Source organism: Pseudomonas sp. BSw22131 (assembly GCF_026810445.1).
Classification (GTDB): domain Bacteria; phylum Pseudomonadota; class Gammaproteobacteria; order Pseudomonadales; family Pseudomonadaceae; genus Aquipseudomonas; species Aquipseudomonas huanghezhanensis.
On the sequence record NZ_CP113949.1, the window covers coordinates 4,674,862 to 4,691,790 of the forward strand.

Genomic DNA, 16,929 nt, shown 5'->3' on the forward strand with positions numbered 1-16,929 from the left:
CTCTCTTATTGTTCCGTCAGCGGACGTACGTTCACGCCGCTGGCAAGTCGCTTGAGCTGCGCGACGTCATTGATGCCGAAGCCGATCTGTGTCACGGCCATGGCCGCAATGGCGGTGGCAATGCGTAAGGTCTGTTCCGGTGGATGTCCACTGAGCAAGCCGTGCACCATGCCGGCCAGCAACGAGTCACCGGCACCCACAGTGCTGGCGACCGTGACTTTGGGTGGCAACGCCTGCAAAGCGGTGCTGGAGCTGAACCAGTGCACGCCTTCGGAGCCTTGGGAGATCACCACGTGCTCGATGCCCTGCTGACGCAACTGCGCAGCGGCCTGCGCCTGAGCGTCAATCGAGATAATCGGCGCATCCAGTGCATCGGCCAGCTCTTCGGTGTTGGGTTTGATCAGCCACGGCGAGGCTTCAAGGCCTGCGCGCAAGGCTTCTCCGCTGGTGTCCAAAGCAACTTTGAGGCCTTGGGCATTCAGATTGAGCAGGAGCGTTTTAAGCCACTGCGCATCGACACCACGCGGCAGACTGCCCGCCACGACGACCGCATCGAAGTCCGAAGCGATCTGCTGAACCCGCGTTGCCAGCGCTTGCTGTGCCTGCTCGCTGACCTGCGGGCCTGGACCATTGAGATCAGTGATGCGGCCGCTGCCCTCTGCCAGCTTGATGTTGCTGCGAGTCTCGCCGGGCACCCGCACGAACTCGTCGATGAAGCCGCGCTGAGCGAACAGGGTTTCAAACGGCTGCTGATTGTCCACGCCCAGAAAACCGGCCACGGTCAGTTCGTGGCCGAGATCGGCGAGCACCTGAGCAACGTTCAGGCCCTTCCCTGCCGCATGACACAGCATTGCGTCGCTACGGTTGACCTGGCCCACCTGCAAATGGCCTAGCTGCACCGTCAGGTCCAGCGCCGGGTTCATGGTCAATGTCAGAATTTTCGCCATTACAAGCCCTCCACGAGCGCGCGGACTTCACCCGCTGTGCCGGCGATCAAGGCCGCCTGCGCCAGCTGTTTTGCACCCATAAGATTCAACTCGCGCACGCAGGCTTTGACTTCGCCAATGCTGCGCGCCGATACGCTGAGTTCATCCACGCCAAGCCCGACCAGAATCGGCACGGCTGCCGGGTCCGCCGCCAGCTCGCCGCATACGCCCACCCATTTGCCATGGGCATGAGCGGCTCGCACGGTGATGTCGATCAGTTGCAAGACCGCCGGGTGCAGGCCGTCAGCCTGGGCTGAAAGCGTTGGATGGCCACGGTCGATGGCCAGGGTGTATTGCGTCAGGTCGTTGGTGCCGACGCTGAAAAAATCCACTTCCCGGGCCAGAACCGGCGCCAGCAATGCAGCAGAAGGCACTTCGATCATGATCCCCAGCTGCAAGTCAGCCACGGGGATTTCCAGGCGCAGACGCTCAGTCATGTCCCGCGCCTGACGCCACTCTTCAACGGTGCCGACCATGGGGAACATGATCCGAAGCGGTCGGTTGTCTGCCGCGCGCAACAAGGCACGCAGCTGGCTTTCCATCACGTCGGGCCGCTGCAAGGTCAAGCGAATGCCGCGCACGCCCAGGAAGGGATTTTCTTCTTTGTCGATTGGCCAGTACGGCAGCGGTTTGTCGCCGCCGACGTCCAGCGTGCGCACCACCAACGGACGGCCTTGCAGGTCGTCCAGCACGCGACGGTATTCAGCTTCTTGCGTAGCCTCGTTCGGCGCCTCGCTGTGCGCCATGAACAACAGCTCGGTACGCAGCAGGCCAATACCCTCGGCGCCTTGCTCCACCGCAGCCGGTGTACCGGCGCTGTCACCAATGTTGGCGAACACTTCTACCGCATGGCCGTCGCGGGTGATCGCAGGCTCCATGCGCAAGGCAGCAGCGGCCTGCAAACGCTTGTCGCGGGTGTCTCGCTCCTGGATTGCGCGCTGCACAGTGGCTTCGTCCGGCGCGACGTTGAGGCGTCCACGCTGACCGTCGATCAACAGTTGGGTACCGGATTTGATCAGCAATACAGCATCGCCAGCACCAACCAGCGCCGGAATGCCCAACGCACGCGCCACGATGGCACTGTGCGCAGTGGCGCCGCCGCGAGCGGTCAGGATGCCCGCGACACGGGCCGGATCAAGGCGTGCCACGTCCGAAGGACCGACCTCGTCCATCACCAGAATGTACGGTTGCTCGGGCTCCACCAAGTCCTCGACGCCACACATCTGCGCCAGCACGCGGCGGCCGACGTCGCGCAGGTCCGCTGCACGCTCGGCCAACAGCGCGTCCTGCAGTTGCTCCTGCTGACGGGCTGCGGCGTCGATCACGTTCATCCAGGCGGCGGCGGCGCTTTCACCTTTTTTCAGGCGCGCGGCCACTTCGTCCACCAGCTCGGGGTCGTCGAGCATTTCCTGGTGGGTGATGAAGATTTCGCGAATGGCCTTGGCCTTGCTGCGCTCAATCAGCCGCTCGATGTCCTGGCGCACCTGAACCAGCGCCGACTGCAAGCGATCCTGCTCGACTAACTGCGACTCGCCCATTTGCGGGTAATCCAGCACTGGCAGCACGTGCACATGCGCAGGACCCATGGCGATACCCGGTGAGGCAGCCACAGCCTGAATCTGGCTGCCGTCCGCCGGTGCTGTGAGTGTCTTGGTAACTGCGGCAGCAACCGGTGTCGGCTGCGCCACGGTCGGCAGCGGCTCGACTTCTTCCCCCAGACCTTCACGTACAGCCGCGATCAACGCGGGCAGTGCATCGCCGGCCACACGAGGCTCAGCGATGAACTCCAGTACCTGTCCGCGGCGGGCACCCAGGCTAAGCAGCTTGCTCAGGCTTTTGGCCGACACCGCAGTTTCGCCGGCATCGACGATCCGCACTTGCACCTCGCCATCAAAACTCTTGGCCAACTGCGCGAGAATCTTCGCCGGACGGGCATGCAAGCCGTGGGCATTGGCCAGGGTAATACGCTCGGTTGGCCAGTCATCAGGTACCTCGCCACCCAGCACTTGCAGGACGGCACGGCTGTTTTTAGCGCTGCCGAGTTCATGGCCGCGGCCTTCGATCAACAACGCGCACAGGCGTTCGAGCAGCGCTTGGTGGGCTTCACCCAGGCTGGCCAGGCAAAAAAGTCCGGTCAGCGGCTGACCCAGATGGCGAATCGGTTTGTCCGGCGTCACAAACGCAAGGCCCGGACGCTTGACCATTTGCTCGCTGTGCAGCCACCACAGGCCATCACCCAGCGGCAGCGGTTCAACCTGCTGCAAAACCGCCGCGAAGCCGTTGCTGGCGCAGTCGGCACGACGCAGCAGTCGCGCGCCATGCCAGACCAGTTCTTCAAAGTCATCAACGGAGACGCCAAGCGTAATCATCTGCGCGTCGAGCGCCAACGCTTGCGGCGCACCTTGCAGCAGCTTGAGCAGCGCTTCCGGATCCTTGGCCTGGCGCAATGCCTCACCCAGATCAGTTTCGCCCAGGGCGCGGGTCAGCAATTGCAGCAATCGCAGGTGCTCGTCGGATTTGGCAGCGATGCCGATGGCGAGGTAGACGATCTGGCCGTCGCCCCAATCCACGCCCTCCGGGAATTGCATCAGACGCACGCCCGTGGAAAACACCAGGTCGCGTGTTTCAGGGGTGCCATGCGGAATGGCGATGCCTTGACCGAGGAACGTCGACCCCTGCTGTTCGCGCGCTTGCAACCCGGCCAGGTAGCCCTCGGCTACCAGACCATCGGCCACCAGCAGATCAGCGAGCAGGTTCAGTGCGGCGGGTTTATCCACCGCGGTTTGCGCCATGGATATTTGCTCTACGGTGAGTTCGAGCATGCATTTCTCCTTACAGCGCGGGGTGGCGCCTGGTTCTTGTTTTGTGGACCGATCATCGATGATCGACCGTTTCAGCGAAAAAGCGATATCACTCTGACCATCGCTTTTACGGGATTGCAGCAAAGGAAATTCGCACGCTGAATCGTTTAATCTAAAGTGGCAGGCACGTTACTCGATAATCTCTTCGGGTTGAAGTCCATCCGGTCGAATCGGTAGGAGCGAATTCGTTCGCAAAAGATGTTTCAGGTCGCAGCGTTTGCCGTGCTTACGATCGCCTCGCGAATAAATTCGCTCCTACAGTAATGTGTCGTCTGGCGTGAGTCTGATGCAATGACGACGCAGATCGGCGAAGATCGCTGGCCGGGTAATCGAGCTATCCCCATAGCACCGCTCACAATAAGAAACCGCTCACATAACAAAAGGACGTTCGGGTTGAAACTTAGTGATATTGCGCGTTTGGCGGGTGTGTCCGTGACCACCGCCAGCTACGTGATCAACGGCAAGGCCGAACAGCAACGGATCAGCAGCGCTACCGTCGAGCGTGTGCGTGCCGTTGTTGAGGCGCATGGTTTCACGCCTAACCCGCAGGCGGCCGGTTTGCGCAGCCGCCACACACGCACCCTCGGCTTTATTCTGCCGGACCTCGAAAACCCCAGTTACGCGCGGATCGCCAAGCAGTTGGAACAAGGCGCAAGGGCTCGCGGTTACCAACTGTTGATCGCCAGCTCCGACGATGATCCGATCAGTGAACTGCAATTGTTGCAGTTGTTCCGCGCACGTCGGTGCGATGCGCTGTTTGTCGCCAGTTGCCTGCCAGCCAGTGACGACAGTTATCGCCAGTTGCAGAAGCAAGGCCTGCCGATCATTGCCATCGACCGGGAAATGGACCCTGAGCTGTTTTGCTCAGTGGTCAGCGATGACCGTGACGCCAGCCAGCAACTGACCCGCAGCCTGCTCGAAACGCATCCACGGCACATCGCGCTGCTTGGTGCTCGACCTGAGCTGAGCGTCAGCCGGGAACGAGCGGGCGGCTTCAGCGACGCACTGGATGGCTTCGCCGGCGAGGTGATCATCGAGCACGGCGAGGCGTTCAGCCGGGACTGCGGGCTGCGCCTGGCGGGCGAACTGTTCGACCGGTTGGGCAACATGCCCGATGCGTTGATCACCACCTCCTACGTGCTGCTTCAGGGCGTATTCGACCTGCTGCAAAAGCACAACCTGAACCCGGACCAGTTGCACCTCGGCACGTTTGGCGACACTCAACTGCTGGACTTCCTCCCGCTGCCGGTCAATGCCATGGCGCAACAGCACCCGCTGATCGCAGAGAAAGCCCTGTCGCTGGCGTTGGCCGCCATTGAGAAAGACCACTACGAGCCGGGCGTACACGCCATTGTCCGCACCTTCAAGCAACGCATTCACGGGGCGTGATGTGAGGCTGATCGACACGCACACCCACCTGGATTTCGACGACTTCGACGCCGACCGTGATGCGCTACTCGACCAGTGTGCGCAGTTGGGTGTCGAGCGCATCGTGGTGCTGGGTGTCTATCAGCGCAATCAACAGCGCGTCTGGGATCTGGCGCTTAAAGAGCCTTGCGTTTATGCAGCGCTGGGCTTGCACCCGGTCTACCTCGATGAGCATCAGCCTGAGCATGTTCAGGCGCTCCGTGATCGTCTGGCGCAGTTGGCGGGGCACCCGAAGCTGTGCGCGGTGGGAGAGATCGGGCTGGATTACTACGTCCCGACGCTGGACCGCACGCGGCAGCAACAGGTCTTCGACGCCCAGTTGGAAATGGCCGCCGACTTCGACCTGCCCGCCCTGCTCCACGTTCGTCGTAGCCATGCTGATGTCATCGCCACGTTGAAGCGCTTCAAGCTTGCCCGCGCAGGGATCATTCACGCCTTTGCAGGGAGTCGTGAGGAGGCACGCGAGTACATCAAACTGGGCTTCAAACTGGGCCTGGGCGGCGCCGCCACCTGGCCGCAGGCGCTGCGCATGCACCGGGTGATTGCCGACCTGCCGCTGGACAGCGTAGTGCTGGAAACCGACTCACCGGACATGGCGCCCGCGATGTACCCACAGCAGCGCAACAGCCCGATGCATTTGCCGGATATTTGCAGCGCGCTGGCCGGTTTGATGGGTATCAAGTCTCAAACGCTTGCGGATGTCAGCACGCGCAATGCCAACGCGGTGTTCGGCTGGACGTGACGCGCTTCCCAGATGATTTCATTTTGTAAAAAGAAATTTCAAAGCCTTGTGGCGGTCCCTTAGGTATCGATCCAGATATCCATTCTCTGCACCAAGGACACCGGTAATGAAATTTTCGAAGTTTGCCCAAGCGCTATCCAAGTGGACGGGCAGCCCCAGAACCTTCCTCGTCGCCGTGTTGCTGATCATCGTCTGGGCCTGCACCGGACCACTTTTTCATTACAACGACACGTGGCAACTGATCATTAACACCTCAACAACCATCATCACCTTCTTGATGGTATTCCTGATTCAAAACACCCAGAACCGCGACACCGATGAGCTGCACATCAAGATCGATGAGCTGCTACGCGTCTCCAAGGATGCGCAAAACGCAGTGCTCAGTCTCGACAATCTGGACCAGAAGGAGCTACACCAGCTGCGCAAAAAATACAAAGCCATGGGCGCCAACGAAGACGTGGATCACACCCAGCCATTTCCAGAACCTTTGAACGATTAGCCCGCCAAGGCAGCCGACCATTGATCAGCGCCGATGAACTAGGCGGCGCTGAGGGCTTCTCAATTTGAGGTAATCCAAACAAGGATTCGGCGTATGAGCGGGCTATACACCAGCAACGCAAAGTCTGAAGTTGTTCTGCTCTCCACCCATAAAACTCTCGCCACCCATGAAGTCGCCGTGCATTCGGCATTGGGGGCTCAGATCGCCCGGTTATTGGGCGCAACGTTTTCGGGGCTCTACGACCCGACGCTGCACAAAGGCGCCGGGCTTTACTTCATCCCTTCCGACACGCTGATTGGCAAAGATGCCAGTGAGATCCTGAGTATTCGTTCAGTGGACGACTTCTTCGGCGGTTTGATTCAGCACCCCTTCATGGCAACAAAGGCCATCTCACATCCGCTGCTCAAAGACGCCACGACTACACCAAAGGGCTGGTCGGAGCGTTTCTTCGAAGATGCTGCCGATTCGGTGCTGCGCGGTTTTACCGTGTTCAACCTGGGCGACGCTCACCGCGCCGGCAAACAGCTGCTCACGCAGGGCCCCGTCAGGATCAAGCCTGTGCTCGCCACCGCAGGACGTGGGCAGATTGTCGCCAGAACCGAGACTGAACTCGATGCCGCCATCAAGGCGCAAGACGCCGCCGAGGTCCAAGAGTGGGGCCTGGTGCTGGAAGAGGACCTGAGCGATGTGATCACTTACAGCGTCGGGCAAATCGAGGTCGCGGGGATAGTGATCAGCTATCACGGCACCCAGAGCCTGACGCAGGACAACAATGGCGAGACGGTTTATGGAGGGTCTGAACTGTGTCTGGTACGTGGCGACTACAACGAATTGCTCAAACTCGGTCTCGACGCGGATGTCAGAAAATCGGTCAGTCAGGCAATGAGCTACGAAAAAGCGGCGTTCGATTGCTTCCCCGGCTTCCTGGCGTCAAGGCGCAATTACGACATCGCACATGGCACCAATTCACGCGGGCAGGTCTGCTCCGGCGTGCTAGAGCAGTCCTGGCGAATCGGCGGTGCAAGCCCGGCGGAGATCCAGGCACTGGAGGCGTTCGCCGCCGATCCGGGCCTGAACCGCATCAGCGTATCGACCCACGAGATTTACGGCGAAACCACGCTGCCCGCAGACGCTAACGTGCTTTACGAAGGCGATGATCCTGACGTCGGCTTCATCACCAAATTCACACAGGTCCAGCCCCATGACGGTACGCAGTGAAACCATCGACATCGCGGTCGATGATCAAACTATCTCCGGCACCATTCTCACGCCGGGCGCCAAACTGCCCGGCATCTTGTTCGTCCACGGATGGGGCGGCAGTCAGCAACGCGACCTGGCACGCGCCAAAAACATCACGGGGCTGGGCTGCGTATGCCTGACCTTCGATTTACGTGGCCATGAGCGCACTCACGAAATGCGTGCGTCTGTGTCCCGCGAGCAGAGCATGGCCGACTTGCTGGCCGCCTATGACCGACTGGCCAGCCATCCTGCCGTCGACAACACCGCCATTGCGGTGATCGGCAGCAGCTATGGCGGCTACCTGGCGACCATTCTGAGCGGCATCCGCCCGGTGAAGTGGCTGGCGCTGCGGGTACCGGCATTGTATTGGGATGCCGATTGGGACATGCCCAAGCAAGCGCTTGATCGAGACAAGCTGGCGCATTACCGACGCTCCGCCGTGACGGCAGCTGACAACCGTGCCCTTGCCGCGTGCAAGGACTTCAAGGGCGATGTGCTGCTGGTGGAGTCTGAAACCGATGACTATGTGCCGCACGCAACCGTCATGAGTTACCGCACAGCATTCGATCTGGCGCACTCGTTGACCTATCGCCTGGTCGACGGGGCTGATCATGCCTTGACCAGTGACACCAGCCAGCAGGCCTACACGACGATGCTGAGCAACTGGATCAGCGAAATGGTCATTGGCTCACGCATCGTCGATTACCCGCACTCCGCCGAGTTCGCCTGACGGCAACGTTGCCCGGCAGGGCGCGGACGGGCTGGCGCGCAGGACTGAGTTCAAGCGATATTGCGCAACGGGCTGATGTCTCACCCAGCCGTTGTTCGATCATTTGGAGCTGTCATGAATTCTTCTTCCCTGCGCGTGTGCGTTGCCGGCGCTGGCGCCATCGGATGCACACTGGCCGCGCGTATCGCCTTGAGCGGCCAGCCGGTCAGTGTGTTCGCCCGAGGCAAAACCCTCGCCGCCCTGCAACGCAACGGCATCCATCTGCACGATCTGGAAGGTCGGCATCACGTTACCGTCAATGCAAGTGATGACGCCGCTGCCCTCGGCGTGCAGGACGTGGTGTTCCTCTGCACCAAAGCGCCTTCGCTGACCACGCTGCTGCCACAGATTCAGCCGCTGATCGGCCCTGATACGCGGGTAATCCCGATGGTCAACGGCGTGCCGTGGTGGTACTTCCATGGCGAAGGTGGGCGCTTTGACGGTGAGCCCATTACCAGTGTCGACCCGGACGGCGTGATCCATGCCTCCCTCGACCCGCGCAACGTGATCGGTTGCGTGGTGTTCATGACCGCACAAAGCTCTGGCCCCGGCGTGGTGAGCACCCACAACGCGTACCGGATTGTCTTTGGAGAGCTTAACAACGCGCTGACTCCGCGCCTTGAAGAGCTGTGCTCGCTGATTGCACGCGCAGGTATCGAAACCCAGGGCTCGGACCGGATTCGTGATCAGTTGTGGACCAAGATCATTGCCAACCTGACGTCCAATCCTGTGTCGGTGATCACCGGGGCAACGCTGGAGCAGATTTACGGCCTGCCGCAGATGCGCGAATTGGCACTGGCAACGTTTCACGAAGTGCTGGCAGTGGCGACCGCGTACGACGCCCGCCTGAGCATGGAGCCAACGACGTTCATGCAGTTCGGCGCCAGCATGGGCGCGATCCGCACCTCAATGCTGCAGGACTTCGAAAAGGGATTGCCGCTGGAGCTGGCCGCCATTGGCGACGCAGTGCTGGAGATGGCGCAGAAGGTCAACGTACCCATGCCGGTGACCCGCAGCGTCGTGACCCTCGCCAGGTTCTGTGCCGAACACCCGCACAAGGATCACGTGCGGCATTGAGTGCCAGAATTGTGGGAGGGAGCTTGCTCGCGATGAGGCCATTCCGGTCACGAGAAATCACCTCCGAACAGCATTTCGCTAGCAGCTACCTCCCACAAGTTCAGTTCAGCCCTGTAGGCGCGCGCTTGCCCGAGAAGGATCGATCAGGTAATCGGCGCCGGGTTGAACAGGGTAATGTCGTTGTGCAAACGGTAGTGCTCGGTCCAGGTTTTCTTTTTGCCGCTGGCGACATCCAGATAAAAATGGAACAGCTCCCAGCCCAGCTCCTCGATGCTTGCACGCCCTGTCGCAATCCGGCCAGCGTCGATGTCGATCAGGTCCGGCCAGCGTTGCGCCAGCTCGGTCCGGGTCGACACCTTGACCACTGGCGACATCGCCATCCCGTACGGTGTGCCACGTCCGGTGGTGAACACGTGAAGGTTCATCCCGGCCGCCAATTGCAGCGTCCCGCAGACAAAATCGCTGGCGGGTGTTGCGCAAAAAATCAGCCCTTTTCGCGTCACACGCTCGCCAGGCCCCAATACCGCATTGATTGCGCTGTTACCGGATTTGACGATAGAACCCAGCGACTTCTCGACGATGTTCGACAATCCGCCCTTTTTGTTGCCCGGCGTTGTATTAGCGCTGCGGTCCGCCTCGCCTTTGGCCAGATATCGGTCGTACCAGTCCATTTCGCGTACAAGCCCTTCGGCGACCTCCATGGTTTCAGCCCGTGAGGTCAGCAAATAGATGGCATCGCGCACTTCGGTCACTTCGGAAAACATCACCGTGGCGCCCGCGCGCAACAGTAAGTCGGACGCATAACCCAGCGCCGGGTTAGCGGTGATCCCGGAAAACGCATCACTGCCGCCGCATTGCATGCCCAGAATCAACTCGGACGCTGGCACGGTTTCGCGACGACGCTGATCGAGTTTTTTCAAGCGTGTTTCGGCCAGCTCCATGATCTGCTCGATCATTTCGTTGAAGCCGTGACTGGAATCCTGCAACCGGTACAACCACGGATCGGTAAGGTCCACCGAGCTGTCGTTTTCATGCATGACCTGACCGGCCTGCAATTTCTCGCAGCCCAGACTGATCACCAGCGCTTCGCCGCCCAGATTGGGGTTGCGCGCCAGGTTGCGCACCGTGCGAATCGGGATGTACGCGTCCTTTGCGGTAATGGCCACACCGCAGCCATAGCTGTGGGTGATGGCGACCACATCATCGACGTTCGGGTATTTGGGCAGCAGCTCCTCGCGGATGCGCTTCACCGCAAAATCCAGCACGCCGGTGACGCACTGAACTGTCGTGGTGATGCCCAGAATGTTGCGCGTGCCCACCGTGCCATCGGCGTTGCGATAGCCCTCGAAGGTGAAGCCATCCAGCGCCTCGCCTTTCTGCGGTACCGCATCGGACATCGGCAAACTGTCCAGCGGTGGCGCTGACGGCATGCGCAGCTGATCTTCCTTGACCCAACTGCCCTTCGGAATCGGCTGCAACGCATAACCGATGGTGTGGCCATAGCGGATGACCGGCTCGCCCTCGGCGATGTCCACCGTATTCACCTTGTGGCTTTGCGGAACGTTATCGACGGTCACCAGACCGTTATCGAATTCTGTCCCCGCCGGGACGCCTTGGTCATTGACCACGACGACGACGTTATCGAGCGCGTGCAAGCGGATATAACGTGGCGAGTCGGCATGTTGAATCAAGTTCATCACGGTTGTTCCTCAGATTTTCGCTTGAGAAAGCTCGGCTTCACTGGCCGGCAGGGAACCCTTCGTTGGGGTTTCCTTGAGTTCTACACGTTTGATTTCACCAACGATGAAGATGTAACTGATCACCGCCACCAGCGCGTTTGCACCGACGAACACCAGCGCCCACTTGAACGAGCCTGTGGAGCTGATGATGTACCCGATCACGATGGGCGTGGTGATCGACGCGATGTTACCGAACATGTTGAACAAACCACCGCTCAAACCGGCGATTTGTTTCGGCGACGCGTCGGACATGACCGCCCAGCCCAGTGCGCCAACGCCTTTGCCGAAGAAGGCCAACGCCATGAAGCCCACTACGACCCATTCAACGTCAACATAGTTACAGGTCACGATGGAGGTAGAGAGCAGCAGACCGCCGATGATGGGCGCCTTACGGGCGAAAGTCAGCGAATGCCCTTTGCGCAGCAGGTAATCGGAAATCACGCCGCCAAGGACGCCACCCACGAAGCCGCAGATAGCCGGCAACGACGCGATGAAACCGGCCTTGAGGATGGTCATGCCACGCTCTTGAACCAGGTACACCGGAAACCACGTCAGGAAGAAATAGGTGATGCCGTTGATGCAGTACTGAGCCAGGTAAATGCCCAGCATCATGCGGTTGGTCAGTAACTGGCGTACGTAGTCCCATTTCGGACCGCTGGCCGAGCCCTTGCCTTTGTCCTGATCCATGTCGACCATGCCGCCGTTGTTGGCGATGTGGTCAAACTCGGCTTTGTTGATTTTCGGGTGGTTACGCGGGCTGTGGATAACTTTAAGCCAGATCAGCGAGAACACGATGCCGATGCTGCCCATCACGACGAACACGTGCTGCCAGCCAAAGGTGTAAACGATCCAGCCCATGATCGGGGCGAACAGTACGGTGGCAAAGTATTGCGCCGAGTTGAAGATCGCCGAAGCCGTGCCGCGCTCGGATGTCGGAAACCACGCCGCCACAATGCGCGCGTTGCCAGGGAAGGATGGCGCCTCGGCCAGGCCCACCATGAAGCGCAGAGCAAATAACAGGAAAATCGCGGTCGAAAGTCCGAACTCACCGACATAACCTTGCAGGACGGTAAACAACGACCAGGTAAAAATGCTCAGTGCGTAGACTTTCTTGGAGCCGTAACGATCTAGCAGCCAGCCGCCGGGGATTTGACCCGCCACGTACGCCCAACCAAATGCAGAGAAGATGAATCCGAGGGTGACGGCATCGATGCCGAGACTTTTTTGCAGGCTGGAGCCCGCGATTGCGATGGTTGCACGGTCTGCATAATTGATCGTTGTCACCAGAAACAGCATGAGCAAGATCAAATACCGGACGTGAGTCGGCTTGGTTTTCAGCATGTTCGAAACTCCCACTAATTATTTTTTTGTGCGGGTTAAACGATCTTTATGTGTGTGCGCGCTGCTCGCGGCTGCCCCTGAATTCAGCTGCGATTGAATCTTTTTTAAACATGCGAACCCGACGGAAAAAAACCGCTGATTGCTCAGCGGTTCTTTATGGGGTGCGTGCTGCTTATTGCGCGCCCTGCTTGTCCATCAGCGCAGCAAGCATTTCAAACTCTTCGGCAGTCAGGTCGGTCAGTGGCGTACGTACAGGACCTGCGTCGTAGCCAGCGATTTTGGCGCCGGCCTTGACGATGCTGACGGCATAACCAGATTTGCGGTTACGGATGTCGAGGTATGGCAGGAAGAAATCATCAATCAGCTTGCCAACTGTCTCGTGATCATCACGTGCGATGGCGTGATAGAAATCCATGGCCATTTTGGGCAGGAAGTTGAACACCGCAGAGGAATAGACCGGAACGCCCAACGCTTTGTAAGCAGCCGCATAGACCTCAGCGGTTGGCAAGCCACCCAGGTAGGAGAATCGGTCGCCCAGGCGGCGGCGGATAGAGACCATCAGTTCGATATCGCCCAGACCGTCCTTGTAGCCGACCAAGTTAGGGCAACGCTCGGCCAGACGCTCCAGCAGGCTTGGGGTCAAGCGACAGACGTTGCGGTTGTAGACAACCACGCCGATCTTGACCGATTTGCAGACTGCTTCAACGTGGGCGGCGACGCCGTCCTGGCTCGCTTCGGTCAGGTAATGAGGCAGCAACAACAGCCCTTTTGCGCCCAGGCGCTCGGCTTCCTGAGCGTATTCGATCGCTTGACGAGTCGAACCACCCACGCCAGCCAGGATTGGCACCGTGGTCGCGCAGGTGTCGACGGCAGTTTTGATCACTTCGGAGTATTCGCTGGCGGCGAGGGAGAAGAACTCACCAGTACCACCGGCCGCGAACAAGGCAGTGGCGCCGTACGGGGCGAGCCACTCGAGACGTTTGATGTAGCCCGCGCGATGGAAATCGCCCTGAGCATTGAAATCGGTAACCGGGAAGGACAACAGACCGGCAGAGAGGATGGACTTCAGTTCTTGTGGATTCATTATTCGAACACCCTGGGGAGCAATTTTTGTGATTGAAGCATCAGTCCTGTGCTGATGTCGTAAGTCATCGTACAACTGGGAAGGGGATCACTCAATAGCGTTTTGAAATATTTATGACGGGTGAGGATGAGTGGTGATTTTCAGGGACGGCGGGGTGGGCGAAGGCGCCTGACTGTTGGAGGTTACAGCCTGCGCGTGGCACTTGTAGGAGCGCGCTTGCTCGCGATCTGGCGCGAAGCGGTAGCATTCCGGTTAATGCGGCTTTTCAGAAAGAACTGCAGCTTCAGCTCTACGACTGCTGCGCAGCCGATGCGAGCGAGCTCACTCCTAAGGCTTCCGGCCAGAATCAAACGCTTTCACGCCCTCTCGGATTATTCCGTAGTCCAGTGATCCAGACGTTGTAGTCCTTCTCTGAAACTGCTCGCGCACCTGCTTGGAAAACCTTCTGCGGGCCGCGTCACGTCGCTAAAGTCGTTGCGGTTCAAATTCAGATTTCTTAATCAACGCGAACCGCAAGTAAGGAAACGAAATGGCAATTGATGCATTTTTGAAAATGGCTGACATCCCGGGTGAGTCACTGGATGCGCAGTTCAAAGACTGGATTGAGATGGAGGACTTTGATGTTGGTGCCAGCCAGTCAGCCTCCGCAAGCACGACGAGTTCGGGTGGGGCCAGCAGTGGTCGCGCGAAAATGAGTGATTTGTACTTCCGAAAAGCTGTCGATAAAGCAACGCCGAAACTGCATGAAGCCTGCTGCAGTGGCAAGCACTTCAAAGAAGTCACCATCGCGTTGAATCGGGCCGGCAACGACAAGATTAAATACCTGGAGATAAAACTCGAAGAAGTGATTGTCTCGTCAGTATCACTGAATGGGAACGGCAGCAAGAAATCGGTTTCCCCACTGAAACAATCCGTCTGAATTACGCACGGATCAAGATGACCTATATACAGCAGAAGCGCTCTGATGGATCAGGCGGTGGCCAGATTGTTGGAGGCTGGGATGGTGTCGCGAACAAGATTTATGCGTAACGCCGCCCCGATGGAGGATAGCTGGCATGGCTGGTAAAAATGAGCGGAACCCGAATATTGCTTACTGCACCTATGTACTTAACGGCGAACCGTTGAGTGAGTTGACGTGCGAGGGAATGACTTATGAAGCTTTTTCAGGCAACAGCGCTACTTACGTCAACGATGCCCAATATCAAGATATTGTCAACAGCGGGCCGTTGCCACTGGGACGGTACTATATTTTGGACAGAGAGTCCGGGGGCATGATGGGCTGGATTAGAGAACCCGTAAAAGACCTGTTTGCCAGAACTAACAGGAGCGAATGGCTTAGCCTATACCGCGACGATGGAGTAGTCGATGACCTAACGTCCGTGAACAACATATCCAGAGGCGCGTTTCGTATTCATCCCGTTGGCCCACAGCGTATCAGTCAGGGCTGCGTAACGTTGAATTCCGAACTGGCTTTTGAGGAACTCAGGATTTTCATCAGAAATATGCCAGGCGAGGTGCTGGAAGGAACCAGCATCAAATACTACGGGGTACTTGAGGTGCTCGACAAATCATCCAGCAAATCTAAATGATAGCGAGAGTACTGACAGCTTCATTGAAAATCACCTTCACACTTTTTCTCACAGTGGTGCTTACCAGATGGGCAATGGACACGGGACCGATCACGTGGATATTGCAGACTGATCGTGGAATGGATCTCTATTACTGGTTACTCGCCTCTTTTGGTTTGATGGGAATGGAGCAAGGTGAGGACATGCTCATTACGATCTCGCTCTGTGTGATGCTCGTCTTCTCATCCATAACGTGCCTGGCTGTGACCCTACTCGTGCGGAGGCTGAAGCGGGCTTCTGTCAAGCACTCGGCAAACTAGCGAGCAGCACTTCAGTTGCTGCGTCCTAATCCATTGCCAAAAAGTGTTCTGCAGGTTATTACCGGAACGACCTACGTGTCGGATCGGCAAGAGTGACTATCAAATTACTGGAGATAAAAAGTGCTACAAACCGGACGTTCATTTTCCAAGATAGTCTTAACAATTACCCTAGCGGTGTTGCTAGCGAAATGGGCAATGAATATATGGCCCTTGCCAAGGCTACTTCACACTGAGCGTGGGATGGACGCCTATGTTTGGCTTCTTACCCTTTTCGATCTGGAAGGCTGTGAAGACGGGGAAGATATGCTCATTCTCTTGACGCTCAGCGTGACGCTTATCTTTTCAACGCTGACGTGCGCAGCGCTCACCAGAGTCCTGCGAAAATCGAGAATCGCACCAGTCGGTCCAACCGTCGAATAACACAGCCATAACCTTTTTTAATCAAGGGCACCGCAGCTACGCCATGCCCTATCAAACAATCCACCTCAAGCCCGCTGCGACTCAGCCTCTTCATGGGCATGGCGCAGGCGTTCGCGGCTGTTGGTCAGGTGCAGGCGCATGGCGGCGCGGGCAGCATCGGAATCCTGGCGCGCGATAGCGTCGTAGATTTCCTCGTGCTCGCGGCTCAGGCGGCTCATGTAGTGCTGGTTGTCGTCGTGGGCCAGGCGCGCGGAATTCAACCGGGTACGCGGAATGATGCTGGTGCCCAGATGATTCATGATGTCAGTGAAATAACGATTGCCGGTCGACAGCGCAATCGCCATGTGAAACTGGAAATCCGGCCCGACGGAATCGCTCGAGTGCGACACGCCCTCGTTCAGCGCATCCAGTGCCGCACGCATATCGGCCAATTGCTCCGGAGACCGCCGCTGAGCGGCCAAGCCGGCCGACTCCACTTCCAGGCTGATGCGCAATTCGAGAATCGCCAGCACATCCCGCAGCGTGACGATGGTCGCCGGATCGACACGAAAGCCACTCGGGCTTGGGGTGTCCAGCACAAAAGTGCCGATGCCGTGCCGCGTCTCGACCAGACCGGAAGCCTGCAGGCGTGAGATGGCCTCACGAACCACCGTACGGCTCACGCCTTGCTCGTCCATGATTGCCGACTCAGTGGGCAACTTGTCTCCGCGCTTCAACAAACCGCTGCGGATACGCTCGGACAACTCGGTCACCAACTCTTGAGCCAAGCTACGGTGCTTTCTGCGGGCGCGAGGCGGAGCACTCTGATTTTCCATATCCAACATGCGTCTCTAATACGGTGAAAGGCTAATCATAG

General features: G+C 58.6%; 13 protein-coding genes and 1 pseudogene. 8 read left to right on the forward strand and 6 right to left on the reverse strand.

The annotated features are described in order from the left end of the window. Positions 1-5: 5 nt before the first annotated feature. Both pfkB and ptsP read right to left on the reverse strand, forming a co-directional pair. Entirely contained in the window at positions 6-947 is a 942-nt protein-coding gene (gene pfkB / locus OYW20_RS21175) for a 1-phosphofructokinase (RefSeq protein WP_268797864.1), read from the reverse strand. Further along, positions 947-3,808: a phosphoenolpyruvate--protein phosphotransferase gene (gene ptsP / locus OYW20_RS21180; RefSeq protein ID WP_268797865.1), complete on the reverse strand. Its 2,862-nt coding sequence runs from the start codon at positions 3,806-3,808 to the stop codon at positions 947-949. The genes pfkB and ptsP overlap by 1 nt, the downstream gene beginning before the upstream one ends. A 432-nt stretch (positions 3,809-4,240) precedes the next feature. Between ptsP and cra the strand changes: the two genes are divergently transcribed. From cra to OYW20_RS21210, 6 genes are all read left to right on the forward strand, one after another. Continuing rightward, on the forward strand, positions 4,241-5,236 hold the full coding sequence (gene cra / locus OYW20_RS21185) for a catabolite repressor/activator (RefSeq protein ID WP_268797866.1): 996 nt from the start codon (positions 4,241-4,243) through the stop codon (positions 5,234-5,236). A 1-nt stretch (position 5,237) separates the two neighbouring features. Next, entirely contained in the window at positions 5,238-6,017 is a 780-nt protein-coding gene (locus OYW20_RS21190; protein WP_268797867.1) for a TatD family hydrolase, read from the forward strand. Between the two features lie 106 nt (positions 6,018-6,123). Then, positions 6,124-6,516 (forward strand): low affinity iron permease family protein, encoded by a 393-nt coding sequence (locus tag OYW20_RS21195; protein ID WP_268797868.1) that lies wholly within the window; start codon positions 6,124-6,126, stop codon positions 6,514-6,516. A gap of 93 nt (positions 6,517-6,609) precedes the next feature. Then, a complete protein-coding gene (locus OYW20_RS21200; protein ID WP_268797869.1) occupies positions 6,610-7,734 on the forward strand; it encodes a DUF3182 family protein in 1,125 nt (374 codons plus the stop codon). Continuing rightward, positions 7,718-8,485, forward strand: a complete 768-nt coding sequence (locus OYW20_RS21205; protein ID WP_268797870.1) for an alpha/beta hydrolase family protein — start codon at positions 7,718-7,720, stop codon at positions 8,483-8,485. Before OYW20_RS21200 ends, OYW20_RS21205 begins: the two co-directional genes overlap by 17 nt. A gap of 114 nt (positions 8,486-8,599) precedes the next feature. After that, on the forward strand, positions 8,600-9,601 hold the full coding sequence (locus tag OYW20_RS21210) for a ketopantoate reductase family protein (RefSeq protein ID WP_268797871.1): 1,002 nt from the start codon (positions 8,600-8,602) through the stop codon (positions 9,599-9,601). 143 nt (positions 9,602-9,744) lie between these two features. Here OYW20_RS21210 and garD read toward each other — a convergent pair whose 3' ends face one another. From garD to kdgD, 3 genes are all read right to left on the reverse strand, one after another. After that, positions 9,745-11,298, reverse strand: a complete 1,554-nt coding sequence (gene garD, locus OYW20_RS21215) for a galactarate dehydratase (RefSeq protein ID WP_268797872.1) — start codon at positions 11,296-11,298, stop codon at positions 9,745-9,747. Between the two features lie 12 nt (positions 11,299-11,310). Beyond that, entirely contained in the window at positions 11,311-12,681 is a 1,371-nt protein-coding gene (locus tag OYW20_RS21220; protein WP_268797873.1) for an MFS transporter, read from the reverse strand. 172 nt (positions 12,682-12,853) lie between these two features. Beyond that, the gene (gene kdgD / locus OYW20_RS21225) at positions 12,854-13,765 is read right to left on the reverse strand and encodes a 5-dehydro-4-deoxyglucarate dehydratase (protein ID WP_268797874.1); all 912 of its coding nucleotides are present in this window, start codon (positions 13,763-13,765) and stop codon (positions 12,854-12,856) included. Positions 13,766-14,294: 529 nt separating this feature from the next. Here kdgD and OYW20_RS21230 point away from each other — a divergent pair. Next, positions 14,295-14,794: pseudogene (locus OYW20_RS21230) on the forward strand (Hcp family type VI secretion system effector). Positions 14,795-14,820: 26 nt separating this feature from the next. Continuing rightward, the gene (locus OYW20_RS21235; RefSeq protein ID WP_268797875.1) at positions 14,821-15,354 is read left to right on the forward strand and encodes a DUF2778 domain-containing protein; all 534 of its coding nucleotides are present in this window, start codon (positions 14,821-14,823) and stop codon (positions 15,352-15,354) included. A 784-nt stretch (positions 15,355-16,138) separates the two neighbouring features. Here OYW20_RS21235 and OYW20_RS21240 read toward each other — a convergent pair. Continuing rightward, entirely contained in the window at positions 16,139-16,888 is a 750-nt protein-coding gene (locus OYW20_RS21240; protein WP_268801203.1) for a FadR/GntR family transcriptional regulator, read from the reverse strand. Positions 16,889-16,929: the final 41 nt, after the last annotated feature.